This is a genomic window from Rhizobium sp. NLR16a (assembly GCF_017948245.1).
Taxonomy (GTDB): domain Bacteria; phylum Pseudomonadota; class Alphaproteobacteria; order Rhizobiales; family Rhizobiaceae; genus Rhizobium.
In genome coordinates this window covers 1,636,428-1,657,708 of record NZ_CP072865.1, presented here as the reverse complement: position 1 = coordinate 1,657,708, position 21,281 = coordinate 1,636,428, and the positions used below count along the sequence as shown (strand labels likewise).

Below are 21,281 nucleotides of genomic sequence, written 5' to 3'. Positions count from 1 at the left end.
CGATTTCACGGAACTGACGAAGAACCGTAACAACTCCGTCAAATAACCGGCGCATGAAGCGGACGGCGCGCGGACCTCCCCCGGGAATGGCGCCTGCGCCGGTTCGAGCCGTTTTCAACCTTTGCCGGATTTTGCCATGACCAAGCGTTTTGCTGCGACCGCCGCTTTCGTTCTCCTGTCCAGCACCGTCACCGCCAGCGCCACCGACATCGGCGCCACCTTCGAAAGCGCCTGCCCCTTCGGCGATTGCGCCGCCGGCATTTCGCTCTCCTATCTCGGTGAATTCGTCATATCCACGGGGCACATGGAAAACGGCGTCGAATTCGGCGGCATATCAGGCCTCGATTTCGATGCCGCCACCGGCCACTATATCGCCATCAGTGACGACCGTTCGGACAGGGCACCCGCCCGCTTCTATGAACTCGACATCGATGTCGATGCGTCGGGCCTCAAGGGCGTTTCCGTCGTCAAGCATGTGACGCTGAAAGACAAGACCGGTGAACCCTTCGCTGCCAAGACCGTCGACCCGGAATCGATCCGTCTCGGCAAGGACGGCATCTACTGGGGCAGCGAAGGCGACGCCAAGGTGCTGCTGCCGCCCTTCATCCGCGTCACGACGCCGGACGGTTCATTCGTACGCGAGTTCAAGCTGCCGGAGGGCTTTGCTCCGACCGTCGACAAGTCGGCCGGCATCCGCGACAACCTCGCTTTCGAGGATCTCGCCGTCGCGCCCTCAGGCGACGTTTTCGTTGGCGTCGAAGCCGCCCTCTATCAGGATGGGCCGAAGCCGTCGCTGACGACGGGCAGCCTGTCGCGCATCATCCGCTATGACGGCGCAACCGGCGAGCCGAGGGCTGAGTATGTCTATCCCGTCTCACCGATCCCGCAGGCCGCCACCAAGGCCGACGGCGGCAACGACAACGGCATGTCGGAAATGCTCGCGCTTGACGATCACCGCCTGCTCGCCGTCGAGCGCAGCTACGCGGAAGGCTTCGGCAATAACATCAAGATCATGATGGTCGATCTCGCCGACGCCACCGACATATCCGCCATCGCCTCCCTCGCCAACAGCGCCCAGCGTGTGGTCCCCGCCCGCAAGAGCCAGGTTCTCGATCTCAGGGCAATCGGTCTCGTCCCGGACAATATTGAGGCGATGTCGCTCGGAAAGGCCAAGGACGGTACCGACGTCCTCATCCTCGGCTCCGACAATAATTTCTCGACCCACCAGAAGACGCGATTCTACGCCTTCAAGGTTCTCAGCCGCCCGCGGCAGTAAGACGCCGCGTCTGACGGCCGAACAGTGATGCTTTATATCGGCTTTCGCGGCGCGGACCTTGAAACCGCCGGGTTCATGGCCCATAACCAGAGTACAAGAATAAGAAGAGGCGCGCGTGGGTGTGTTCAACCGTCAGAAAACCAATCATGAGCCGCGATGGCTGGGGTCATCGGCGCCGACACGCACACCGCTGATTCCCTCCATTTCGGCGGCGCGCTGGCTGCTGGTGCTGGTCGCCGCCGCCGGCGTGTATTTCTTCTACGGCTTCCTCGTGCCGGTGCTTGCAGCCCTGGTCATCGGCTTCGCCAGCTGGCCGCTCTATCGCAAGCTGCTTGCCCGGGTCGGCGGCAATACCACGGTCGCGGCGACCATCGCCATCATCATGATCGTCACTTTCCTGGTCATCCCGATCGTGCTTGCGATCACCTATACGACAGGCGAAGTGCGCAATTGGGTCGCCTGGGCGATCCACGCCAACCGCGCCGGCGCCCCGACGCCGGACTGGATCGTCGCACTGCCTTGGGCAGGCGCCTATCTCGATGAGATCTGGACAAAATATATCGGCAGTCCCGGCGCCTTGGGTGAGGTCATCCAGGCGGTTAGCGGCGCCAATATCGGCAACATCTATCGCGCCGTGCTGGCAGCCGGCGGCGGCGCTTTCCATCTTCTCCTGACGCTGCTCTTCATGCTGATCGCGCTGTTCTTCGTCTATCGCGACGGCTTCTCCTTCTCCAAGCAGATCGACATGCTGGGCGAGCGCATCCTGCCGAACCGCTGGGAACGCATTTCCCGCGTCGTTCCGGCAACGATCAGCTCCACCGTCATGGGCATGACGCTGATTGCAATCGGCGAAGGCATCGTGCTTGGTGTGGCTTATTGGATCGCCGGCGTGCCGTCTCCGGTAACGCTCGGCGTGCTCACGGGGGTGATGGCCCTGATACCCGGCGGTGCGCCGCTCTCCTTCACGCTGGTTTCCATCTATCTCCTGGCAAGCGGCTCGCATGTCGCCGGCGTCGGCCTGTTCGTCTGGGGCACTGTCGAGCTTTTCATCGTCGACAAGACGCTGCGGCCGAAGCTCGTGGGCGGCCCGATCAAGCTGCCCTTCCTGCCGACCTTTTTCGGCCTTGTCGGCGGCGTCAAGACGATGGGCTTTCTCGGCCTGTTCATCGGCCCGGTGCTAATGGCGCTGATCGTCGCCATCTGGCGCGAATGGATCCACGAGGCCCGCAACGCCGAGAGCAACGAGACGATACCGCCGATCGTCATCGACGAGCAGGCACCGCCGGCGAAGCCGGTCCCGCGCGTCGCCGAAGGCTGACCTGTCTTCAAAGACCGCTATCCCAGCCGCTTTTCCATGAACAGGCTGAGCGGATCCGGTAGATAGGTGCCGAAAGCCTCGATCTCCCGATATCCGTATTTGCGATAGAGGGCGATCGCCTCCGGCTGATAGATGCCGGTCTCGAGCCGGACTGCCGTCAGCCGCTTTTCCCTCGCGATCGCCTCCAGCGCATTCATCAATCCGCTCGCAATCCTCAATCCCCTCGCCTGCGGGTCAACGAACATGCGCTTGATCTCCGCCGTGCCGTCGCCGGCCTCGACCAGCGCGCAGCACCCGACGATCGCCCCCTCATTGCGGGCGACGAAGAAGCTTACCGAAGGTTTCTCCAGCAAGGAGAGGTCGACCAGGTGGTTGCTCTCCGCGGGATAGAGCGACGCTGCATAGGCGTCGGAGAGATCGAGAAGGTGGATGACGCCGTCCTGGCGCGGCGGCTCCTGGGCGATGGTGACGGACATGATGGTTTCCAATGTTTGCGGGAGGCGCAAATTTCTGCTGACCTGACGAAGAGTTAATGCCTTCGCCTTCTTTCGGTTGGAATTGGGCCGTCTAAGGCGATCAGGGTTCAATAGCCAAGGAGGCAGAATATGCAAGCGGTGCTCATCGCAATGACCATTCTCGGTTGCGACGATTCCGTCAGCCAATGCAACTATGTCGCGACGGTCGACAAGCGCTGGGAGACCGTTACCGCTTGCGATGCCGAAGCCGAACGCCGGCTCAAGGCCTATGCCAATGCCAGCTATCCCTCGGTGATCGCCGTGTGCGAGGCGCCGAAAGCGCTTGCCGCCGCCGCACCCCCGAAACCGGCGCCCTTGCCTGCCGCCGCGGGCGACGCCGCTCCTGCGGCACCTGAAGAACCAACAGGACTCGCCAGCTTTGCTGAAAACATCGCCGGCCAGGTCCGTTCACATCTGCCATCCGGCCGTGACGTCAAGGAGACGCTGTCCAAACCCGTGCATTTCGTATCCGCCAGCTATTCCTGGGTAGTGACCCGGCTGAACGACTAGGCCGCCGCAAGCGCCGCATAGACACGGGCCGATTGTCGCTGTTCGGCGACGTGAAGCTTTTCCACCATGTCGAGCAGTTCTCCGGCCGCGCCGTGTGCGCCATGGTGATGGCGGAATTTTTCGAGAAGACGGCCGCCGACGGTGCCCAGCACGCTGCCCGGGGCTTTTCGAGCGGCCTCGCGCCACAGAAGCGTCGCCTCGACGAAGATCACGCTGATATCCCTCGGCAGGCCGACGGATTCGTAGAGGGCGCGCACGGCATGCATGCGCCCGGTTGCCAGGATCGAGCGCACCCTTCGCTCGCTGCACGCCGTCAGATCGACGATCGCAGCAGCGAAAAAGTCCAGCTTACCAGCGCAGAGCGCATGCATCAGCAAGGACGGCGTCAGCCGGCCGTTGAGGCGCAGATGCTCGACGAGATCCGGTATCTCCCGCGGCGCAACATCCCCGGCGATCGAAACGATGGCTGCCTCGGTCGCCTCGCGGCTGATGCGCTGGAGCCGCTGCAGGCCGATCGCCGCCTGCGCCAGCGGCAGGCCGACCAGCGCATTGCTGACATGCTGGGTAAGCAGCTGGCGGGCATCGGCCGGAAGATCGCTGCGGTCGAGCAGCAGGTTGCGGATATCACAACAATCGCCAAGCCGCTCGGCGATGCGCTTCAACGACTGGCCGGAGATGGCCGCGCCGTCGTTTTCGAGCAGGCAGAGCAATTCGTCTTCATCGCCGACCTCCGCGAGTGCAGCCGAGACCGGGCGCGTGACATAGGCCCTGGCCGCAATCAGCATGCGGGTGGCGCCGCTGCCGCGTGCGGCGAGGTCGACGAGATCGGCGTCGCTGAGAAGCGGCGAACAGGTGACGGCGTGGCAGGCAACCTCGGGCTGGTCCGCGGCAAGCGAAAGGATCAGGCTGCGCGGCGCGTCGGGCGACCAGGCGATCGCCTCGGCCAGCGCAAGCCGCACACGCGGCGACGGGTCATCGAGAAGAAAGGTCATCGCCATCTCGGCTGCCGCCCGCTCCTCGCCGCTCATCTCGGATTGCAGATAGGCTCGACCGAGCGCATTCGCGGCCCTGGCCCGGTCGCCGGTCTTGGCAGTTTCTATCCAACGAAGGAAAGCTTCTACGATCACGCGATGCCTCAGCACTTGAACGCGATTCCTTACGCGTTCCATTCAATGCTGTGACCGTAGCGACAAAAGGTTTAAGATTGGTTCACCATATTTCTTAAGCCTTTGTATGCTTTGCGCTCAGACCTTTGGCATCTGCGGCCGGAACATCTCGAAAACATCGCTGCCTTCGCTGTAGTCCATGTAGCCCATGCGCGCGACGGGCCGGGCGATCGACATGTCGAGGCGGCCGTCCCTGACGATCGCCTCGTCGATATGGACGCCGACCACCTCGCCGAAGACGAGAATGTTTTCGGACGGCGCACCCGATAATGTCTTCGGCTCGATGATCTCGGTGACCCTGCATTCGAGCACGGCATATGCCTCACCGACATAGGGCGCGTCGATCAGTTCGGACTGTCTCGGCGTCAGCCCGGCGAAATCGAATTCGCTGTTGCCGTAAGGCAGCGCCGCCGAGGAGCGATTCATCTTTTCGGCGAGATCGCGGCTGACGAAATTGCAGGTGAAGGCGCCGGTCTCCGCCGCATTGCGCTGGCTGTCCTTGCGACCGGCGGAGGAAAACATCACCAGTTTCGGCCGGTCGGCAACGGCGTTGAAAAAGGAATAGGGAGCAAGATTGACCGAGCCATCCCTGCCCTTGCTGCCGATCCAGCCGATCGGCCGCGGCGATACGATCGCCTTGAAGGGATCATGTGCGAGCCCGTGTCGATTGCTGTCGGTGGCGTAGAACATCAGTCCGCTCCGCCGACCCAGGTCACGGTATCGGCAAGCTCCGGCCGCGGCCGTTCGATCGCCGGAAATGTCGTTGAGCCGATATGGATGAAGCCAGCCACCTTTTCGCCGGACTCGAGGCCGAGCAGCGGATAGGCGCGCTGGTCATAGGCGAACCATTCCGTCAGCCAGTTGGCGACGTAGCCGCTGGCATTGGCGGCGAGAATGACATTGAGGCAGAGTGCGCCCGCCGACATCAGCTGCTCCCATTCCGGGATCTTGATATGCGGCCCCGCCTTGCTGACGACGGCGACGACGACCGGCGCTCGGGTGAAGCGGGTGCGCTCGACCTGGATCATCTCTTCGGAAAGCTCCGGCTTGGTCTCGAGCGCCAGTTTGAGAAGCTCCTCGCCGAGGCGCGCACGCTCATCTCCGCGATAGACGATGAAGCGCCAAGGGGCGATCTTGCCGTGGTCGGGAACACGCGAAGCAAGCCGCAGGATCTCTTCGATCTCGGCTTTTTCGGGGCCGGGTTCGCACATCTGGAAAGCGGGGATCGAACGACGCACGGCTAGGTAATCGATCAGCTTGATATCGGATTTCATGCGGGAGAAACTTTCATTTTTATGCTGCTGCAAAGCGTGGGTCTTGAATTTGCCATCGCGTTGGTCTTGAAGTGGCCTTTGCGATTTCAGAAGTCAATCGGTTCACGAAACAGATGTTTGGCATTTCGCCTCTTGCACGCATCGGCCTCGCCATCGCGCTGATGGTATTGATGCCCGTCGGCGCCGGTGCGCAGGATGCCTTCAAGGACTTCAAACAGCTCGATTCGACATCGAAGATGCCGAAGCTCAACGCCTTCATTGCGCCCGGCACCGCGCCCGAAGGAGCCAAGCTGCGCGACATCGAAATGGAAGCCAAGCTGACGGCCGACGGTACGCCTGTCGAGGATGGGCTTTCCTGGTATGTCTTCAGCCCGATCGCTGGCACCGACGGCAAGCTGCCGCTGATCGCCAGCGCCAAGGGCGGACCCGCTGCCTTCCAACTCGCGCCGGGCGATTATTTCGTCAATGTCTCCTTCGGCCGCGCCGGCGTCACAAAGAAGTTGACCGTGCCCGCTGACGGCGAGGTCGACAAGCAGGTGATGGTCCTCGATGCCGGCGGCTTGCTGCTCAACGCCGTCTCCGGCACCGATGCCCGCATCCGCCCCGACCAGTTGAGTTTCTCGATCTATTCCTCGGAAGTGCGCGACGACGGTGAGCGCGGCCTCGTCGTGGCCGATGTCTCGCCGAACACTGTCGTGCGCCTCAATGCCGGCACCTATCACATCGTTTCCGAATATGGCAGCGTCAACGCCGTCATCCGCGCGGACATCCAGGTCGAGGCCGGCAAGCTCACAGAGGCAACGATCCAGCACCGCGCCGCCCAGATGACCTTCAAGCTGGTCTCCGAAGCCGGCGGCGAGGCGATCGCCGACACCGCCTGGTCGATCCTGACGGCAGCCGGCGACAGTGTCGGCGAAAGCGTCAGCGCCTTCCCGACCATGGTCCTTGCCGAAGGCGAATACTCGGCCGTCGCCCGCAACAAGGACAAGATCTATCAGCGCGATTTTACAGTGGTTGCCGGCCGGAATACCGATGTCGAAGTTCTGATGAAGGACCAGCAGCCGCAACAGCCCGAGAGCCCGGCGGCCCGCACGGTGCAGCAGGCGCCGGCCGGCACGCCGCCGCCCCCGGGTGTCCAGCCGGCTCCGGAGGAGCCTCTGCCCTCCTACGAACAGCTCGTGCCGCAGGGCGGCGGCGACGGCGCCAGCCTGGATTGATTCTGCCGGGCACGCTTCTGCGGCGTACCAGCGATCAAGCCGATCGGCCGGCGTTCTGCAGCGCCGCGCGTCTGATCAGACGCGCAACGACGCTACCATTTTGGATCTACGCATTGGCCGATACCGCTAGACTAGGCGCGCATTTCATTCATTGGCAGGAAGATTTGGAAGTGGAGACGGGAGGCGCACGAGTGGCTGCCCCTCGCGAAAGACATTTCCGACAGCGCCGAAATCGGCGCTGTCGTATTCCCCCTATTTTCAGGCCGCCTTGACTTTCTTTGCCTCGGCTTTGCGACGGACGTCGGGCGGCGTCGCCTCGAGCATGAGGCTCTCGACGGCGGCGTCAAGCTCCATCGAAACCTGGTCCTGGCTGCCGAGGCGGCGGATGTTGACCGTGCGCTCCTCGGCCTCCTTCCTGCCGCAGACGATGATGACAGGAACCTTGGTGACCGAGTGCTCGCGGATCTTGTAGTTGATCTTCTCGTTGCGGAAGTCGGTCTCGACGTTGAGGCCGGCATCGCGCAGCGCCTCGGCGACTTCAAGCCCATAGGCGTCAGCTTCGGAAGTGATCGTTGCGACCACCACCTGCAGCGGCGATACCCAGAGCGGCATGTGACCGGCGAAGTTCTCGATGAGGATGCCGAGGAACCGCTCCATCGAGCCGCAGATGGCGCGGTGGATCATCACTGGCTGCGTCTTTTCGGAGTTGCTGTCGATGTAGAAGGCGCCGAAGCGTTCCGGCAGGTTGAAGTCGACCTGCGTCGTGCCGCACTGCCATTCGCGGCCGATCGCGTCCTTCAGCGTATATTCGAACTTCGGCCCGTAGAAGGCGCCCTCCCCCGGCAGGATGCCGGTCTTGATGCGGCCCTCGGACTGCGCCTCGATCGTCTTCAGGACATCGGTCATGACGGCTTCGGCGCGATCCCAGAGAGCATCGGAGCCGACGCGCTTTTCCGGCCGGGTGGAAAGCTTGACGACGATTTCCTTGAAGCCGAAGTCTTCGTAGACCGACAGGATGAGATCGTTGATCTTCAGGCATTCGGCCGCCATCTGCTCGTCCGTGCAGAAGATGTGCGCGTCGTCCTGCGTGAAGCCGCGCACCCGCATCAGGCCATGCAGTGCGCCCGAAGGCTCGTAGCGATGCACGAGACCGAATTCCGCCAGACGGATCGGCAGTTCGCGATAGGACTTCAGGCCATGCTTGAAGATCTGCACATGACCGGGGCAGTTCATCGGCTTCAGCGCAAAGACGCGGTTATCAGCCTCCTTGTCTTCCGGATGCGTCATCGCATGCGCCGATTTCACAGCGAACATGTTCTCCTGATACCAGCCCCAGTGACCCGACGTTTCCCAAAGCGAGGTGTCGAGCACCTGCGGCGCGTTGACTTCTTCATAATCAACAGCGAGTCGGCGGCGCATATAGGCGACGAGCGTCTGGAAGATGCGCCAGCCCTTGCCATGCCAGAAGACGACGCCCGGGCCTTCCTCCTGGAAGTGGAAGAGGTCCATCTCGCGGCCGAGCTTGCGATGGTCGCGCTTCTCGGCTTCGGCCAGCATATGCAGGTAGTTGTCGAGATCGGCCTGGTCTGCCCATGCCGTGCCGTAGATGCGAGACAGCATGGCGTTGTTGCTGTCGCCGCGCCAGTAGGCGCCGGCGACCTTCATCAGCTTGAAGGCGGTGCCGACCTGGCCGGTGGAGGCCATATGCGGGCCGCGGCAAAGGTCGAACCATTCGCCCTGGTTGTAGATCTTCAGATCCTGCCCTTCCGGGATCGCATCGACGAGCTCGACCTTGTACTGTTCGCCCTTGGCGGCGAAGACTTCCTTGGCCTTTTCACGCGACCAGATCTGCTTGGTGAACGGCGCGTTGCGGGCGATGATTTCCTTCATCTTCTTTTCGATCTTCGGCAGATCGTCGGGCGTGAAGGGTTCGTTCTTGGCAAAGTCGTAATAGAAGCCGTTCTCGATGACGGGACCGATCGTTACCTGCGTGCCGGGCCAAAGCTCCTGCACGGCTTCGGCCATCACGTGCGCGGCGTCATGGCGGATGAGTTCCAGCGCGCGCGGGTCCTTGCGGGTAATGATCTCGATCTTGCCGTCGGTAACGGCATCGGAAAGGTCGCGCACGCCGCCGTCGATCGCAATGGCGACGGCGCTCTTGGCGAGCGACTTGGAAATGGATTCGGCGACATCCCGGCCGGTGGCGCCAGCCGGGAAGCTGCGCATGGAACCATCGGGGAATGTTAGGGAAACGGATTGGGACATCGAAATTCTCCTTGTCCAGTCCCGCCAACGAATGCGGGTGGTTGCAACGACAGCGCCTCTCTTTGTTCGATGCGCTGCCGCCTGATACTCAGATTTCGCCAGGGAGTAAAGAAGCAGCCGGCTCACATGATCATCTGCGCAAGACCGCAAACGGTGTTCCAGTTGCGCATGGTTCCGACGCCGAGGCGCTTGGTCGTCAGCGCCGAAAGCAGTTTCGATTGGCTCGGTTTGCCGGCGAAATCGATCCAGAGATCGCCGCCGACGACGGCGAGGCGTTGCCCTTCCGCCATCAGCGGTTTCAGCGCCTCCACCTTCTCAGGATCGATCGGCAGGCGCATTACCCGGACGATCACCTGGTCTCCGCTGCCGTCCCGGAAGGGATTGGTGCCGCAGAGCGCCATCCAGGTGCAGTCGCTGCGCACGATGATATCGACATGTTTGCCGAACTTCTCTTCGAAACCCTCTTCCAGCGCGACCTCGAGTTCATGCGGACGTATTTGGTCGGCCTCGAAAACCAGATTGCCCGTTGAAACCAGCGTGCGCGGCTCGCGATAGCCGAGTTCTCTGGCAAGCGCGCGCAAGTCTTCCATGATCACCCGGCGGTCGGGCGAGAGCACGATGCTGTGCAGGAGGGCGACAAACATGCTCATGGCCACTCGCTCTCCTCCTCGCAGTCGTAGTCACCGAACAGTGACCGCGCCTCTCGCATCATCGCTGCCCTGACCTCCGAAACACAATGATGTTCGCTGAGCATCGTCACTGCGTTCACCCATTCTTGCGTCCAAGGGCGAGATAGCGCCATGGGGTCCACCAGCGAAAATCGTTGCCGAGTGTCTCAGGCACCGGGTCGAGGCCGCTGGTGCCGCCCGGACCGCAGCGGCCGACGCGAAACAGCGTGATCCAGCCGCCAGCCCATAATCCGTGACGGGCGATCGACTCGTAACCATATTCCGAACAGGTCGGGATATGGCGGCAGGAGTTGCCGACAAAGCCGGAAAGCGTCAGCTGATAGAGACGGATAAGCCCCATGCCGAGCAGGCGGTCCGGGGTCTTGCGGAACGGCCCGCTATAATTGCGGGAGCAGCGTGCGGATTTTTCGATCGGCCGTCTCGATCCGGCCGCGCCGCCATCGTCCTCATCGTCAGCCTGCCGGACGCAGAACTCGCACATCTCGGTTACGCCTCGACAACTTCCGCCTGTTTCGCCTCGATCTGCCCGATCGCGTCGACGACCGCGTCGAAGGTCAGCATCGTCGAAGCATGGCGGGCCTTGTAGTCCCGCACGGGCAGGAGATAACGCATGTCTTCGAACCGTCCGCCGGGCCCTGCCCCATCCGCCTTCAGCATGGCGAGCATGTCCAGACGCGCCTGCCGCAATTCGCCCGATGTCGCGCCGACAACATGGCGGGCCATGATCGAGGACGAGGCCTGGCCGAGCGCACAGGCCTTCACGTCATGGGAAAAACCGGTCACGACATCGCCATCCATCTTCAGCCAGATCCGCACCTTTGAGCCGCAAAGCCTGGAGTGCGCCTGGGCGGTCGCATCGGCATCATCAAGCGTCCCGGTCAACGGAATATTGCCGGCGAATTCGAGGATTTTGCTGTTGTAGATGTCGTCCATGCTGGATTTCCGCTCCAAAATCGCTGCGGATCGGCCTAGATCGGGCTGTCATTGTCGTTGAAACAAAAAACACACCGTGTCATCTGAGGATACTTACATATAATGGCCGTCTTCCTATATGTATGTCGTTCCAAGGCCATGAAAATGCAATGGCCTTGTGTAAGTTTGATTGGGAAACCGTGCCGGATGGGCGCTTGAATTAGCCCTGAAAGCCCCGGAGCCTGCCAAAGGTGCATGAATTCCCGCATGGGACTGACCAGTGGCGATTCCGACAGATGGGTCCGCGACGCGGGCCAGGAGACCATTGATCATGGACGCCATCGTAAAGAACTTTCCGCAGCCGAACCGCGACTCGGACCGCCCTTCCCAGCAGGAGGCCGAGGAAGCCGTTCGCGTTCTGTTGCGCTGGGCCGGTGACGATCCGACGCGCGAAGGCCTCATCGAGACGCCAGCCCGTGTCGCCAAAGCGTACCGCGAGCTTTTTGCCGGTTACGACATGGCGCCGGAGGATGTGCTTGGCCGAACCTTCGAGGAAGTCGCCGGTTACGACGACATGGTCCTTGTCAAGGACATTCCGTTCTACTCGCATTGCGAACACCATATGGTGCCGATCATCGGCAAGGCCCACGTCGCCTACATGCCTGATGGCCGCGTCCTCGGCCTGTCGAAGATTGCTCGTGTCGTCGAGATTTATGGCCGGCGCCTGCAGACCCAGGAAACGATGACGGCCCAGATTGCCCGGGCCATCGACGATACGCTCAATCCGCGGGGTGTTGCCGTACTGATCGAGGCCGAACATATGTGCATGGCGATGCGTGGCGTTCAGAAGCAGGGTTCGACCACCTTGACCACGACGTTTACCGGAACGTTCAAGACCGAACCGGCCGATCAGGCCCGTTTCATGAGCATGGTGCGGAGCCGCTGATACCGGCTCCCTCAGGAGGGCCGAAATGAGTCAACTGATCTTCAATCAACCATCCGAGGACAAGTCGGCGTTGGAAGACGCCGGCGATTTCACGCCGCGTTTCGACGACCGCGGCCTGATCACCGCGATCGTCACCGACGCCGGCGATGGCGAACTGCTGATGGTGGCGCATATGAACGCCCAGGCCCTGGCGCTGACCATCCAGACGGGCACGGCCCATTATTTCAGCCGGTCGCGTGGCAAGATCTGGAAAAAGGGCGAGACCTCGGGCAATCTTCAGACGGTGAAGGAAATTCGAACCGATTGCGACCAGGACGCCATCTGGTTGAAGGTCGAGGTCGCCGGCCATGACGCCACCTGTCACACCGGCCGCCGTTCCTGCTTCTATCGGACGGTGACGCTGCGCGACGGAAAGCCGATGCTCGACATTGTCGACGACGAGCGTCATTTCGATCCGCACGAGGTCTACGGAAAATAGACTGAAAGTCCCCGCATTTGCCCCTTATTGTGCCAGAAACCGGTTCTATATACCTTTTGGCAACCGATCGGGCACACTATCGTGACATACGTGTTCTGCTGGAGGGGAGAGCGCAATGCTGAATTGGAGTCTGCACCGTCAAAGCGCTGAAGGCGAAGGCTCCGGTTCCGGCATGTCGACGATACTCGAGACGATCCCTGCGCCCGCGCCTGTCAACAAAATCAAGATCGCACTCGCGCTTGGCGGCGGCGCCGCCCGCGGCTGGGCCCATATCGGCGTGTTGCGCGCCCTCGACGAAGCGAAAATCGAAATCGGCATGATCGCCGGGACATCGATCGGCGCGCTGGTCGGCGGCTGTTATCTCGCCGGCAAGCTCGATGAACTCGAAAGCTTCGCGCGCTCGCTGACCATGCGCCGCATCGCCAGTCTGCTCGATCTGACGATCGGCGGCAGCGGCCTGTTCGGCGGCATGCGGCTGACCAAGCGTATGCAGGAGCATCTCGAGGGCCTGAACGTCGAGGATCTGGACCGGCCGTTCGTCGCGGTCGCCGCCGAGGTCAATACCGGCCACGAGGTCTGGATCGCCAATGGTTCGCTGATCACGGCGCTGCGTGCCTCCTATGCGCTGCCCGGTATCTTCGAGCCGGTCCGCAGCAATCACCGCACTCTGGTCGACGGCGCGCTCGTCAATCCGGTTCCCGTCTCTGTCTGCCGCGCCTATGAGCAGCCGCTGGTGGTCGCCGTCAATCTCAACTACGATCTCTACGGCCGCTCGGCGGTCGTCCGGCACAATGCCAGCCTCTCGCAGCAGGAATTGCAGAAACAGGAAGAGGCGCCCTATGCCCGCCTCGGCATGACCGGAGTCATGGTGCAGGCTTTCAACATCATCCAGGACAGGATTGCCCGCGCCCGCCTTGCCGGCGATCCGCCCGATATTTCACTGCAGCCACGCCTGAGCTATATCGGCCTTTCGGAATTCCACCGCGCAGGCGAGGCGATCGAACGCGGCTATGAGGAAGCGAGAGCCAGGCTTCCCGAGATCAAGCGCATGCAGGAAGTCTACGCCAGCCCTCCGTGAGGCGTCGTCCCGCGACGGCGGCTGGGACGACGGCATCATTCAAAAAACCGAAACTTCAGCCGGCGATATAGGCCTTGATGTCCTCGGCCTCGCGCTCAACTTCGGCGATCCGGGATTTCACCACGTCGCCGATCGAGATGATGCCGGCAAGCTTGCCGTTGCTTTCCACCGGCACGTGGCGGAAGCGGCGGCTGGTCATCAGTTCCATCAACTCGTTGACGGTCGTCTCCTCGTGGCAGCGGTAGACCTTTGAAGTCATGAGCTGAGAGAGCGGCTGATCGAGGCCATCCTTGCCGTGCTTGGCGATGGCATGCACCAGATCGCGCTCGGTGAACATGCCCGAAATCCGGTTCTCCATGCCGACGACGACGATAGCGCCGATCTTCTTCTTGCTCAGAATGGCGGCCGCCTCGGCGACAGTGGTGTTCGGCCCGGCGGTGATGACGTCCCTGCCCTTCAGGTCGAGGATTGCTTTGACTGAACTGGTCATTCGAACCTCCTATGTCGAGCCTGTGACGTGTGTCACAGGCATCCGCGGCGGTTGCTCCCCCCAATCGCGGATCGTTCGATGGTGCACTGCCCGGCTTAGGATTGCAACATATCCTTCTCCGTTCCCGCCGGTTCTGCAGGCGGCCGTGGCGCCCGGTCAAACAGCGAAAACAAAAGGAAGCCGAAGACGAAGCCGCCGATATGCGCGTCCCAGGCGATCTCCTGGTCGCTGTCGCCGACGAGCGGAATGCCGGCGGCGATGAGCGCGTTGCCGACCAGCCAGAGAAGCATGAAAATGACGACGGTCCGGCTCTTCAGGGCGTCAATGATGGAAAGCCGGGCGTTGAGATGCGCCACCGGCATCGGTCGCCGATCGGCCGGAAAGGCGAATCGGCAGGCAGCCCCCATCAGCCCGGAAATGACGCCCGATGCGCCGATCAGCAGCGATACGTCTCCCCAATTGAGGATCGCATGCAGGGCGGCGGAAGCGACGGCGGACAAGATCCAGAAGAACAGGAACCGTAACGTGCCGATGCGGCGCACGACCGGCGCGCCGAAGGCCATCAGCCAGAAGGCATTGAAGAGGATATGCTGGGTGCTGCCGTGCAGCAGCGAATAGGTAACGGGCGTCCAGAACAGCTCCAGCCCCTGCTGCGACAACGGAATCACGTAGCGAGCGGGGACGAAACCGAAGGTAAACAGCAGCCAGCCCACTGCATCGTCCGAGAGAACGAGCGCCTGCACCGCATAGATAAGGATGAGCAGACAAAGGCTGAAGAGCAGCGCCGGCGGAAGGTTGAAGACCGGCACGCGGGGGGGCCGCGCCGGCGGCCGCGCCTCGGAAAGTTCGGGCGTCTTGTCTGGCTCGCCCGTCTGCTCGTTCATCTTTATCGCCTCGTTGAGGGCCTCAGCCATACAGGAGCGCCTGTCAAAAAAAAAGCCGCCCGTAGTGCCGGGCGGCGTAACCCGAATTCCTGAAAAGACCCAGGATCGGCAGATCGTGCTGAACTCCGAAAGTCGAAGCGATGGCTGGACATTGTCACGACAGACGTCGCGCCTCAACCGAAACCCTTTCTTAACCTTAACGGCCTGGATCTGGCATGAAATCCGCAAGGTAGAAGCTGTACGGGCAATGACTGCCCGAAAATGCTCCGGAATGGGACAGGTTGGTGTGAAATGCGTGTGCAAACGACCATCGAAATTTTTGACTATTGGAACCGTATCCGCGGCGCTGCCGATGCGCCGCTGAAATCACAGGTCGAACCCTCTGCCGTTCCCCATCTTCTGCAAAGTCTCTTCATCCTTGAGACGCGCGACGGCGGAGACATCGTTTTCCGGCTCGCAGGCACCCGCATCTGCGATTTCTTCGGGCGCGACCTGCGCGGTGAACGTTTTTCGTCGCTTTGGGCGCATGGCCAGCATGCGGACATTGAACGCACGGCGATGGGCGTCATGAACCATGCCATGCCGGCCCTGTTCAACACCACCGGCTACAGCACCGTCGGTCATCAGGCCTCCTTCGAGATCATTATGATGCCGCTGCGCTCGCCGGATGGCGCCTGCGACCGGCTGCTCGGCGCGATCGCACCGACGGCGGCTGCGAGCTGGCTGGAAATCGTGCCGCTGGAATTCCTGGCGCTCGACCGCAGCCGTCTGCTGCCCGAAAAATTCAGCAAGGCCGCGCCAGCCGAACTGCGCTCGATCAACGAGGTCGTCGCGGCAAAAGGCATCGGATTCGGCCAGGCCATGCGCCGCATGGTGTCACAGCTGCTGAGTGCCGAGGCGCGTTGAGCGTCTCGTTTCAGGACAAGGCGCGCACTCGTTTTCGGCCATGTCACAATAAGGCGAAACAACCTTCTGTTAATGGATTGGAGGTAAGGATTAATCTCTCCAGTTTTTATGAAGAAGCCCTTTGATGCACTCGTTCCAGCCAGCTCAGACGCAACGACCTGCGCCGCGCCCTGAACAAGGCGTTTTTCAGCGCGTGCCGATCAATATGCAGGGCCGGCTGATGCTTGCGAATTACGAGGAATTCGAATGCATGGTGATCGATATGTCGCCCGGCGATATGTACGTCACCTGCACCGGCCGGCCGCGCGCCAACGAACGCGTCGTCGCCTATATCGACCATCTCGGGCGCGTCGAAGGTTATGTCCAGACGCTCGACGGCCGCGGCTTTACCATGTCGATCAATGCCACCGAGCGCAAGCGCGAGAAGCTCGCTGCCCAGCTCACCTGGCTTGCCAACAAGCACGAGCTCGGCCTGCCGGAAGATCGTCGCCACGACCGTCTGACGCCGCGTGATACAAAGACCGAACTCACGCTCGAGGATGGCACGCGCTATACCTGCCGCATCATGGACCTGTCGCTGTCGGGCGCCGCCATCGATGTCGAGATGCGTCCCTCGATCGGAACGGCGGTGCGCCTCGGTAACATGCGCGGCCGCGTCGTGCGTCACTTCGTCGAAGGCGTGGCGATCGAATTCTTGTCGATCCAGTCCCGCGAGACACTGCGCGAATTCCTCTGACAGCCTAAAAACCACGATGCCCTGCGGCGGATCAATTCGTGGCCGATTGCTTCGAAAGCGCGTGCCAGGTCCGGGGCGCACCGGGTCGAGTCGTGTTGAAAGCGGGAAGCACCACGGCAAGCGATCTGCAAGCGGCGGCAGATCCGGCTTTGGAAGGCTGGCGCGAAATCCGGTCGCAAGTCGTTCCAACCAGTAAATCAGGTAGAATTATGAGTGGAACAAGCTGCGACACCGGTCGGGCGGAAGCGGCCGCGCGAAATTAGGCAGGATCTTGCATCGAGGAATTTCCGTCCGCCGTCCATCTTCCCTTCGTCATGAACATGATGGATAAGGCCCGCCTCGACCGCAGGTGCACCGATGCCAGCCCTCTACCCGGAAATCGAACCCTATGATCACGGCCTGCTCGATGCGGGCGACGGCAACCTGATCTATTGGGAAGCCTGCGGCAACCCGATGGGGCGGACGGCGCTCGTCCTGCACGGCGGGCCGGAAAGCGAGCTCGTAATCCTTCCGCACGCTTCCCATTCCACTGCAAACCCCGATATGAGTGCAGCAATCGTCGCCGCCACCGATCGATTTCGCGATTTTCCTCAAAAATAATTTTAATGCCGAACCCCGGAATCCGAGCGATATTCTGCTTTCGGCCCGTTCCAACCGGCCGATTCCACCGGCATCGCCACCGCAAGCATCCCGCCGCGGCGGCGCCGGCTTTTATCCGGCTCAGCGAAAACTCTTAACGACGCAACGGCAACGCAGACTTTCCCTGGGAGAAGTCCTTGTCGCGTCCACTACAATTTTAATCGATTTCGACACAAATACGCGCTGAATTTTATTCGCATTCGAGCCAAGTTTTATCGGCATTTGATTCAACTAAGCATTTAATTCTATTGCGTAATTTTGCGTGAGATAAAAACGTCCATGTCATTGTCGTCTCAACTTAGGGGAGACGGCAATGACAACTGCGAACATCCTGAAAGGCGGCCTTCTGGCCAGTGCGATCATGATGGCAATGGCGAGCTCGGGACAGGCAACGCCCGCCAGCATGGCACTGGCGGGCAATGCCAGCCCGCCGATCGGACACTATGAATTCTGCAAGGCCAATCCGACGGAATGCACCTATGCCGGCGGCGATGCCGGGCCGGCCGTCCTCACGGAGGATCGCTGGAAGGAAATTCTCAAAATCAACTATACGGTCAATTCGTCGATCCAGCCGGAGACGGACGAACAGATCTACGGTGTCGAGGAACGCTGGGCATATCCCACAACCGTCGGCGATTGCGAGGACTATGCCCTGCTGAAGCGCAAGATGCTGATCGAGGACGGCTTCTCGCCATCCGACACGCTGATCACCGTCGTGCTGCAGCCGAACGGCGAAGGTCATGCCGTGCTGACGGTCCGCACCGATCACGGCGACTTCATTCTCGACAACATGCGCAACAAGGTGCTGCTGTGGTCGGACACCGAATACACCTATCTGAAGCGCCAATCCGCCACCGATCCGGCCCGCTGGTCGAAGCTTCAGGACGGCCGCGCTGTCGCGGTCGGCAGCGTCAGGTAAGCCAGCCCGCCGGCAAAGCCGGCACAGGTTTCGGCCCGGTCAGTCCCCGCATCCCGTCCCCGACCGGTGCCCAAGAGCCGTTCCCGCTGTCCCGGGAACGGCTCGCTCCTTTTTGGGACAAGGGTCCATCCCGGTGCGACCCAAATCTTAGCGAAGTATTAACCCTGCCGGTTCGATGATGGCGATCAGATTCATCATCGGCACCGGCGGCTCATGTTCTTCCTGCGGCGGACCGAAACGCGAAGAACCGCCATGAGCCAAGCCGCCCAAAGCGCACCCGACGAGCAGCCGCTTCTTTCCATGAGGTTTCTCCTGCGCACGATGGCGGTGATATCAGTCCTGGCGGTCCTGACCGTCGCCATCAGCATCGCCGGCCGTTGGTTCGGCCGGCACATCTCCCTTGCCGGCAATACCGACAGCACGACAGAAATCACGCTGACCATCGGCCGCGACACCGTGAAATTCCCCGAAAATACCATACGCTTCCCGAGCCAGAGGCATGACGGCGCCGCCGAACGCGTGGATCTCTACCTCGCCTGGCCCTCCATGCAGGGTTACGGCAAGGACAACCATCTGCGATTCGACGACATCGCCCAATCCTCCAGCCTCATCTTCCTGCAAATCACTCAAAGCACCATGTCGCGCGACATGTCCGGCCGGCTGGAGCCGATCTATTCGCATCTGATCGAAGGAGCAGCCGAGCCGTTCCGGGACGGATTGACCCTCCATCGACTTCGCGCCGACGCCGGTTATGGCGGAGAAGTGCTGCTCACGGCACCGGTCAAAGGCGGGCCGGACTACGTCGTGCGCTGCATATTGCCTTCAACTCAGGACAAGGCCGCAAGCGGAGATTGTCAGCGCGACATCAAGGTCGGCAAGGATCTCAGCGTCCTCTACCGCTTCTCCAGCAGCCATCTCGCCGACTGGGAACATATTGATGCCGCGATCCGCCTCTTTGTGGAGCCGCGTCTTGTGAACCGTTCTGTGACAGGTCCCTAAAATGCCGCCGGAGAAGGCATGAAACGATTCATCATAAACGGATTGGTAACGCTGAATCGGTAATCTCAAAAGACGAGCTGTGCGGCGGGCGTGTGCGGTTCCCGCCCAATATCTGAAATGCAAAGCGAAGAGTGGAATAGTGTCAAGGTCAGTCTCCTCCGTATCATCGTCCCGGTCCGGCAGCTTTTTCGCAAAGCTCCTGGCGATCCTTTCGATGGCTCTCACGGTCGTCCTGGTTGATTCGGTCAATGCCGACGCGGAGGCGGCCAATCCGAAATATGCGGGCATCGTCGTCGACGCCAAGACCGGCAACGTTCTCTACAGCGAGAATGCCGATCGGCTGCAATATCCCGCCTCGCTGACCAAGATGATGACCCTTTATATGACCTTCGAGGCCTTGGAGCAGGGTCGCATCCGCCTCGATACGCTGGTTCCCTTCTCCGCTCACGCGGCCGCCCAGGCGCCGACCAAGCTTGGCGTGCGCGCCGGCGGCTCCATCACCGTCGAGCAGGGCATCCTCGGTCTCGTCACCCTGTCGGCCAATGATGCGGCAACCGCGCTTGGCGAGATGCTCGGCGGCAGCGAAGACCGCTTCGCCCAGATGATGACTGCCAAGGCGCATGCACTCGGCATGACGCGCACCACCTATCGCAACGCCAATGGCCTGCCGAACACGGCGCAGATGACGACGGCGCGCGACCAGGCCCGCCTCGGCATCGCCCTTCGCCAGCATTTCCCGCAATATTACGGTTATTTCTCCACCCGCGCCTTCAAGTTCGGCACCCGCACGATCCGCAGCCACAACCGGCTGGTCGGCTCCGTGCGCGGCGTCGACGGTATCAAGACTGGTTATACGCGCGCCGCCGGCTTCAACCTGGTGAGTTCGGTACAGGTCGACGGCAAGTCGATCGTCAGCGTCGTGCTCGGCGGCACGTCCGGCCCGGCTCGCGATGCCCAGATGCGCAATCTGATCGCCACCTACCTGCCGAAGGCGTCGAGCCGCGGCGGAAATTCGGCGCTGGTGGCCCAGGCAGCCCCTGCCCCTGAAATGATCGAAACGCCCGCTCCGGTTCAGCCGCAGAAGGCCCGGCTGCAGGTCGCCCCGGAACAGGTCGCAAAAACGATCACTGCGACGCAGCCGCCCATTTCTGCCGCTGCCGCCGATCTCAGCCTGCCGCATAAGGGCCCGCTGCCGGATGCCCGTTATCAGGTGGCCGAGGCCGAAGTCGCCTATACCGAAACATCGGCGCCGAAATCCGAGAACCCGCTGGTTGCCCAGACGATGCCGGCTGCGACCAAGGTCAAGACCACGAGCTTCAAGCAGCAGGCTCCGGTCGTCGCACCGGCTGCACAGGACAACGCCGCCGTCGACCACGTCACGACCGCTTCGACCAACGCCACCCCGGCAAGTGCCGCGCCTGCGGGCTGGGTCGTCCAGGTCGGCGTCTCGCCGAGCCGGCAGATGGCCATGGACCTCCTGGAGAGCGCGAAGAGCAAGGGCGGCAAGGAGTTGGCCTCGGCAAAGCCCTTCGCCGTCGCCTACGGCGCAGGCAACGACCAGGTCTACCGCGCCCGCTTCGGCGGCTTTGACGATCAGCGCGATGCGGTCAACGCCTGCAAGGCCTTGAAGAAGGCCGGCATCAAGTGCTGGGCGGCAGCACAATGAGCTATTCGGTGCCGCCTGCGACAAGGCCGGCGGCATCTGGAACGGCCGGAATCGGTGTTTGCGTTTCCGGCTATCGGTTTGAACTCGATCAGTAGTGCGTACGGGGAAAACTATGGCGATCAATGAGAATGTTCCGGGAATGCCAGGCGACCGCCGCGGCGGGGCCAAAGGGCGTTCATCCCTGCATCCGCTGCACGAAGCGGCGCTGCGACTTGCCGAAATCGGTCTGCAACGGCCGAGGGCGAAGTCTGCCAAGACCCGGGATCTCATCAATCTGCTGCTTTGCCATGGCGCCCGCGCCTGGCGCTATTCGCAGCCGGAAGCCCGCATTCATCTGCATGTGACGTCGCCGGACGGCAACGCGCCGGTGCAACTGCGTCTGCGCTGAAATCCGCATG

General features: G+C 61.8%; 23 protein-coding genes and 1 pseudogene. 14 read left to right on the top strand and 10 right to left on the bottom strand.

Translation table 11 applies throughout. The features are described 5' to 3' along the window. The first annotated feature begins 136 nt into the window (after positions 1–136). Complete coding sequence (locus J7U39_RS07945) at positions 137–1,276, top strand: esterase-like activity of phytase family protein (RefSeq protein ID WP_210631249.1); 1,140 nt, start codon at positions 137–139, stop codon at positions 1,274–1,276. A 115-nt stretch (positions 1,277–1,391) separates the two neighbouring features. Beyond that, positions 1,392–2,594: an AI-2E family transporter gene (locus J7U39_RS07940; RefSeq protein WP_210631248.1), complete on the top strand. Its 1,203-nt coding sequence runs from the start codon at positions 1,392–1,394 to the stop codon at positions 2,592–2,594. Between the two features lie 17 nt (positions 2,595–2,611). Here J7U39_RS07940 and J7U39_RS07935 read toward each other — a convergent pair whose 3' ends face one another. Beyond that, a complete protein-coding gene (locus J7U39_RS07935; protein ID WP_210631247.1) occupies positions 2,612–3,070 on the bottom strand; it encodes a GNAT family N-acetyltransferase in 459 nt (152 codons plus the stop codon). A gap of 129 nt (positions 3,071–3,199) precedes the next feature. Between J7U39_RS07935 and J7U39_RS07930 the strand changes: the two genes are divergently transcribed. Further along, positions 3,200–3,619 carry a hypothetical protein gene (locus J7U39_RS07930; protein WP_210631246.1) on the top strand — a complete coding sequence of 140 codons (420 nt, stop codon included), beginning with the start codon at positions 3,200–3,202 and terminating at the stop codon, positions 3,617–3,619. Here J7U39_RS07930 and J7U39_RS07925 read toward each other — a convergent pair. The 3 genes from J7U39_RS07925 to J7U39_RS07915 all read right to left on the bottom strand — a co-directional run bounded on the left by J7U39_RS07925 (position 3,616) and on the right by J7U39_RS07915 (position 6,059). Continuing rightward, on the bottom strand, positions 3,616–4,761 hold the full coding sequence (locus tag J7U39_RS07925) for a DUF2336 domain-containing protein (protein WP_210631245.1): 1,146 nt from the start codon (positions 4,759–4,761) through the stop codon (positions 3,616–3,618). The two genes, J7U39_RS07930 and J7U39_RS07925, sit on opposite strands and share 4 nt — an antisense overlap. A gap of 102 nt (positions 4,762–4,863) precedes the next feature. Then, a complete protein-coding gene (locus J7U39_RS07920; protein ID WP_210631244.1) occupies positions 4,864–5,475 on the bottom strand; it encodes a flavin reductase family protein in 612 nt (203 codons plus the stop codon). Next, positions 5,475–6,059 (bottom strand): nitroreductase, encoded by a 585-nt coding sequence (locus tag J7U39_RS07915; RefSeq protein ID WP_210631243.1) that lies wholly within the window; start codon positions 6,057–6,059, stop codon positions 5,475–5,477. The genes J7U39_RS07920 and J7U39_RS07915 overlap by 1 nt, the downstream gene beginning before the upstream one ends. A 113-nt stretch (positions 6,060–6,172) precedes the next feature. Here J7U39_RS07915 and J7U39_RS07910 point away from each other — a divergent pair, with 113 nt between their 5' ends. After that, positions 6,173–7,276 (top strand): hypothetical protein, encoded by a 1,104-nt coding sequence (locus tag J7U39_RS07910; RefSeq protein WP_210631242.1) that lies wholly within the window; start codon positions 6,173–6,175, stop codon positions 7,274–7,276. A 258-nt stretch (positions 7,277–7,534) separates the two neighbouring features. Here the strand turns inward: J7U39_RS07910 and thrS are convergent, their stop codons facing one another. From thrS to J7U39_RS07890, 4 genes are all read right to left on the bottom strand, one after another. After that, complete coding sequence (gene thrS, locus J7U39_RS07905) at positions 7,535–9,541, bottom strand: threonine--tRNA ligase (RefSeq protein WP_210631241.1); 2,007 nt, start codon at positions 9,539–9,541, stop codon at positions 7,535–7,537. 122 nt (positions 9,542–9,663) lie between these two features. Then, on the bottom strand, positions 9,664–10,191 hold the full coding sequence (locus J7U39_RS07900) for a DUF1697 domain-containing protein (RefSeq protein ID WP_210631240.1): 528 nt from the start codon (positions 10,189–10,191) through the stop codon (positions 9,664–9,666). Between the two features lie 115 nt (positions 10,192–10,306). Next, a complete protein-coding gene (yidD, locus tag J7U39_RS07895) occupies positions 10,307–10,711 on the bottom strand; it encodes a membrane protein insertion efficiency factor YidD (RefSeq protein WP_210631239.1) in 405 nt (134 codons plus the stop codon). Positions 10,712–10,716: 5 nt separating this feature from the next. Further along, entirely contained in the window at positions 10,717–11,163 is a 447-nt protein-coding gene (locus tag J7U39_RS07890; protein ID WP_210631238.1) for an iron-sulfur cluster assembly scaffold protein, read from the bottom strand. Positions 11,164–11,473: 310 nt separating this feature from the next. Here J7U39_RS07890 and folE point away from each other — a divergent pair, with 310 nt between their 5' ends. The 3 genes from folE (at position 11,474) to J7U39_RS07875 (ending at position 13,644) form a co-directional block, all read left to right on the top strand. After that, complete coding sequence (folE, locus tag J7U39_RS07885; protein WP_064802729.1) at positions 11,474–12,088, top strand: GTP cyclohydrolase I FolE; 615 nt, start codon at positions 11,474–11,476, stop codon at positions 12,086–12,088. 25 nt (positions 12,089–12,113) lie between these two features. Then, entirely contained in the window at positions 12,114–12,566 is a 453-nt protein-coding gene (gene hisI, locus J7U39_RS07880) for a phosphoribosyl-AMP cyclohydrolase (protein ID WP_210631237.1), read from the top strand. 115 nt (positions 12,567–12,681) lie between these two features. After that, complete coding sequence (locus J7U39_RS07875) at positions 12,682–13,644, top strand: patatin-like phospholipase family protein (protein ID WP_210631236.1); 963 nt, start codon at positions 12,682–12,684, stop codon at positions 13,642–13,644. Positions 13,645–13,699: 55 nt separating this feature from the next. On the opposite strand, the gene J7U39_RS07870 is transcribed toward J7U39_RS07875, so the two are convergent. Both J7U39_RS07870 and J7U39_RS07865 read right to left on the bottom strand, forming a co-directional pair. After that, a complete protein-coding gene (locus tag J7U39_RS07870) occupies positions 13,700–14,134 on the bottom strand; it encodes a CBS domain-containing protein (RefSeq protein ID WP_210631235.1) in 435 nt (144 codons plus the stop codon). 95 nt (positions 14,135–14,229) lie between these two features. After that, positions 14,230–15,018: a rhomboid family intramembrane serine protease gene (locus J7U39_RS07865; RefSeq protein ID WP_210631623.1), complete on the bottom strand. Its 789-nt coding sequence runs from the start codon at positions 15,016–15,018 to the stop codon at positions 14,230–14,232. Positions 15,019–15,279: 261 nt separating this feature from the next. On the opposite strand from J7U39_RS07865, the gene J7U39_RS07860 reads away from it, so the two are divergent. The 7 genes and pseudogenes from J7U39_RS07860 to J7U39_RS07830 all read left to right on the top strand — a co-directional run bounded on the left by J7U39_RS07860 (position 15,280) and on the right by J7U39_RS07830 (position 21,271). Further along, positions 15,280–15,924, top strand: coding sequence for a PAS domain-containing protein (locus tag J7U39_RS07860; RefSeq protein ID WP_210631234.1), 645 nt, complete (start codon positions 15,280–15,282; stop codon positions 15,922–15,924). Between the two features lie 124 nt (positions 15,925–16,048). Then, entirely contained in the window at positions 16,049–16,660 is a 612-nt protein-coding gene (locus tag J7U39_RS07855; protein ID WP_210631233.1) for a PilZ domain-containing protein, read from the top strand. A gap of 357 nt (positions 16,661–17,017) precedes the next feature. Then, a pseudogene (locus J7U39_RS07850) lies at positions 17,018–17,155 on the top strand (prolyl aminopeptidase); the annotation flags it as partial. 457 nt (positions 17,156–17,612) lie between these two features. Continuing rightward, positions 17,613–18,218, top strand: coding sequence for a transglutaminase-like cysteine peptidase (locus J7U39_RS07845; protein ID WP_210631232.1), 606 nt, complete (start codon positions 17,613–17,615; stop codon positions 18,216–18,218). Between the two features lie 213 nt (positions 18,219–18,431). Beyond that, positions 18,432–19,217 carry a hypothetical protein gene (locus tag J7U39_RS07840; RefSeq protein ID WP_210631231.1) on the top strand — a complete coding sequence of 262 codons (786 nt, stop codon included), beginning with the start codon at positions 18,432–18,434 and terminating at the stop codon, positions 19,215–19,217. Positions 19,218–19,356: 139 nt separating this feature from the next. After that, positions 19,357–20,883: a D-alanyl-D-alanine carboxypeptidase gene (locus J7U39_RS07835; RefSeq protein WP_210631230.1), complete on the top strand. Its 1,527-nt coding sequence runs from the start codon at positions 19,357–19,359 to the stop codon at positions 20,881–20,883. 112 nt (positions 20,884–20,995) lie between these two features. Next, positions 20,996–21,271, top strand: a complete 276-nt coding sequence (locus tag J7U39_RS07830; protein WP_210631229.1) for a hypothetical protein — start codon at positions 20,996–20,998, stop codon at positions 21,269–21,271. The last annotated feature ends 10 nt before the right edge of the window (positions 21,272–21,281 follow it).

What these genes read in the sequence shown, in the direction of transcription:
- J7U39_RS07945 (WP_210631249.1), top strand. Translation starts at nt 137, where the DNA reads ATGACCAAGCGTTTTGCTGCGACCGCCGCTTTCGTTCTCCTGTCCAGC.
- J7U39_RS07935 (WP_210631247.1), bottom strand. Translation starts at nt 3,070, where the DNA reads ATGTCCGTCACCATCGCCCAGGAGCCGCCGCGCCAGGACGGCGTCATC.
- J7U39_RS07930 (WP_210631246.1), top strand. Translation starts at nt 3,200, where the DNA reads ATGCAAGCGGTGCTCATCGCAATGACCATTCTCGGTTGCGACGATTCC.
- J7U39_RS07920 (WP_210631244.1), bottom strand. Translation starts at nt 5,475, where the DNA reads ATGTTCTACGCCACCGACAGCAATCGACACGGGCTCGCACATGATCCC.
- J7U39_RS07915 (WP_210631243.1), bottom strand. Translation starts at nt 6,059, where the DNA reads ATGAAATCCGATATCAAGCTGATCGATTACCTAGCCGTGCGTCGTTCG.
- J7U39_RS07910 (WP_210631242.1), top strand. Translation starts at nt 6,173, where the DNA reads ATGTTTGGCATTTCGCCTCTTGCACGCATCGGCCTCGCCATCGCGCTG.
- thrS (WP_210631241.1), bottom strand. Translation starts at nt 9,541, where the DNA reads ATGTCCCAATCCGTTTCCCTAACATTCCCCGATGGTTCCATGCGCAGC.
- J7U39_RS07900 (WP_210631240.1), bottom strand. Translation starts at nt 10,191, where the DNA reads ATGAGCATGTTTGTCGCCCTCCTGCACAGCATCGTGCTCTCGCCCGAC.
- yidD (WP_210631239.1), bottom strand. Translation starts at nt 10,711, where the DNA reads ATGTGCGAGTTCTGCGTCCGGCAGGCTGACGATGAGGACGATGGCGGC.
- J7U39_RS07890 (WP_210631238.1), bottom strand. Translation starts at nt 11,163, where the DNA reads ATGGACGACATCTACAACAGCAAAATCCTCGAATTCGCCGGCAATATT.
- folE (WP_064802729.1), top strand. Translation starts at nt 11,474, where the DNA reads ATGGACGCCATCGTAAAGAACTTTCCGCAGCCGAACCGCGACTCGGAC.
- hisI (WP_210631237.1), top strand. Translation starts at nt 12,114, where the DNA reads ATGAGTCAACTGATCTTCAATCAACCATCCGAGGACAAGTCGGCGTTG.
- J7U39_RS07875 (WP_210631236.1), top strand. Translation starts at nt 12,682, where the DNA reads ATGCTGAATTGGAGTCTGCACCGTCAAAGCGCTGAAGGCGAAGGCTCC.
- J7U39_RS07870 (WP_210631235.1), bottom strand. Translation starts at nt 14,134, where the DNA reads ATGACCAGTTCAGTCAAAGCAATCCTCGACCTGAAGGGCAGGGACGTC.
- J7U39_RS07865 (WP_210631623.1), bottom strand. Translation starts at nt 15,018, where the DNA reads ATGAACGAGCAGACGGGCGAGCCAGACAAGACGCCCGAACTTTCCGAG.
- J7U39_RS07860 (WP_210631234.1), top strand. Translation starts at nt 15,280, where the DNA reads ATGCTCCGGAATGGGACAGGTTGGTGTGAAATGCGTGTGCAAACGACC.
- J7U39_RS07855 (WP_210631233.1), top strand. Translation starts at nt 16,049, where the DNA reads ATGCACTCGTTCCAGCCAGCTCAGACGCAACGACCTGCGCCGCGCCCT.
- J7U39_RS07845 (WP_210631232.1), top strand. Translation starts at nt 17,613, where the DNA reads ATGACAACTGCGAACATCCTGAAAGGCGGCCTTCTGGCCAGTGCGATC.
- J7U39_RS07840 (WP_210631231.1), top strand. Translation starts at nt 18,432, where the DNA reads ATGTTCTTCCTGCGGCGGACCGAAACGCGAAGAACCGCCATGAGCCAA.
- J7U39_RS07830 (WP_210631229.1), top strand. Translation starts at nt 20,996, where the DNA reads ATGGCGATCAATGAGAATGTTCCGGGAATGCCAGGCGACCGCCGCGGC.